Source organism: Gilliamella sp. Fer4-1, assembly GCF_001690515.1.
GTDB classification, from domain to species: Bacteria; Pseudomonadota; Gammaproteobacteria; order Enterobacterales; family Orbaceae; genus Gilliamella; species Gilliamella apicola_C.
The window spans coordinates 1-1,616 of record NZ_LZGZ01000067.1 but is presented as its reverse complement, the minus strand read 5'-3'; the positions used below and the strand labels follow the sequence as shown (position 1 = coordinate 1,616).

The 1,616-nt window shown below is 34.2% G+C and carries 1 protein-coding gene; it reads left to right on the top strand.

Annotated features, from left to right (window positions below; translation table 11 throughout):
• Positions 1–278: 278 nt before the first annotated feature.
• Positions 279–1,328 carry a dihydroorotate oxidase gene (locus tag A9G30_RS02245; protein ID WP_065587907.1) on the top strand — a complete coding sequence of 350 codons (1,050 nt, stop codon included), beginning with the start codon at positions 279–281 and terminating at the stop codon, positions 1,326–1,328.
• The last annotated feature ends 288 nt before the right edge of the window (positions 1,329–1,616 follow it).

The window sequence follows — 1,616 nt, the reverse complement described above, 5'->3', positions numbered from 1 at the left end:
TTCATTTAGTTACATATTTTATATTATTTTTATGTTGAACTTTAATTCTGTTTAGATAGAATGTCTTGAAACCAACACAAAGAGAATATCGTATATGTTTATAACACCGATTGAGCTTTTAACATTGCAACCCACTTTTAATTCTCTTTCTGCCCTGTTTTTTAATCCTCCTTCATGGAGGATTTTTTTTGTTGCAAAAATCTTTTCTTTTTATTCTTGTTATAAATTCAAAGCCAAAATCAATTTTACTTTAAGAAAGCGCATAATCAGGAGATAGCATGAAATCTTTAACACCTTTTTATAATCCAAGTATAAGTTATGAAGATAATTATGCTCAAGGACCCTTTGGGCTTTTTGCACAATTAGATAAATCACAACAGATTCCAACAAAACCCGCAACGTTCTTAAATATTGATGTCAATTTACCATTCGGTATGCCAGCAGGCCCATTATTAAATGCCAATTATATCAAAGCAGCATTTGCTTATGGATTTGATTTATGTGTGTATAAAACAGTTCGAACTAAGTTTCATAAATGTCATCCATTACCTAATGTCTTGTCTGTTCATCCTAAAGGTAAACTATCGTGCAACTTAGATACAGTATTAGCAGATACTAATTATAATCAACCTCTATCAATTACCAACTCATTTGGTGTGCCTTCATTTTCACCCGACATTTGGCAACCCGATATGGCTGATGCGGTACAATCGGCTGGCCATGGGCAATGTGTAATCGGTAGTTTCCAAGGCACACAAGGGCATGGAGAAATAGAAAAAGATTATGCTCTAGCGGCAAAATTAGTGCATGAAACTAATGCACCTATTCTTGAAGCAAATTTAAGTTGCCCGAACGAAGGGGCAAGCAAGCTACTATGTTTTGATGTAGATAAAGTTGAACGAATTGTAAATGCGATAAAAACAGCAGTGCCTGATCGCCCTCTTATTTTAAAACTGGCCTATTTTCCTGATAATGAAAGAATTATTTCTTTATTAACTCGTGTGGGTACTATTATTGATGGTTTAAGTACTATCAATACGTTATCGGCAAAACCCGTTGATGCGAAAGGTCACCCCGCCTTAGGCGAAAACAGAAAAGAAGGCGGAATCTGTGGTGATGCCATTCGTTGGGCCGGTTTAGATATGGTGAAACGTTTAGCCAAATATCGCAAAGAGATGGATCTAAAATTTGCTATTATTGGTGTAGGCGGCGTTAGCACTAGCGAGCATTATCGTCAATTTATAAACAATGGTGCTGATGCAGTTATGAGCGCAACAGGTGCTATGTGGAACCCATTGCTAGCAATAGAGATCAAAAAAAGCCTTTAATATCAGCCAACCATAGTCTATAAAGGTTACAGTGTAACTTACTACTGTAACCTTGTTTTCACAATTCGTCTTAAATTGATAATACAAGATGATATATATAGCAATAAAGATGCCTAAATAACTAGTTGCCATTTTTAACAAAATAAATGATTAAAATTGCTGTACGGGATATAGAAACCGCTAATTGTCGAATTTTAAAAAATATATTCTAATAAAATTCAAATATATTTTGACGCCATTTACTCTATAACTAAAAAACAGTATATCAATAATATTTGCTTATCTATT